This window comes from Psychrobacter sp. GW64-MNA-CIBAN-0177 (genome assembly GCF_040309585.1).
GTDB lineage: Bacteria > Pseudomonadota > Gammaproteobacteria > Pseudomonadales > Moraxellaceae > Psychrobacter > Psychrobacter okhotskensis.
Window position 1 is genome coordinate 1 of record NZ_JBEOOY010000569.1, and the last position, 240, is coordinate 240.

The following is a 240-nucleotide window of genomic DNA, read 5'->3' on the forward strand; positions in this document are numbered from 1 at the left end:
GGTGTTGGCAGGCTTCGAGAAAACCCGCTGGATCTTCCTGCAGCCGGTGCTGGTGTCGATGCTGCTGGTGATCGGCGTGCTGCTGGGCTGCGGCCTGACCTACGCCGAGTATCGTAAAAGTACCGAGATCATGAGCATCCTGCTGGGCCCGGCGACGGTGGCCCTGGCGGTACCGCTTTACTTGAACCTGCGACGGATTCGCCAGCTGTTCTGGCCGATTTTTACTACGCTGGTGGTGGG

General features: G+C 61.2%; 1 protein-coding gene. It reads left to right on the top strand.

Translation table 11 applies throughout. The features are described 5' to 3' along the window. Nucleotides 1–240: LrgB family protein (locus AAEY79_RS16255; RefSeq protein WP_352289788.1), on the top strand; the 240-nt coding region annotated here is incomplete at both ends.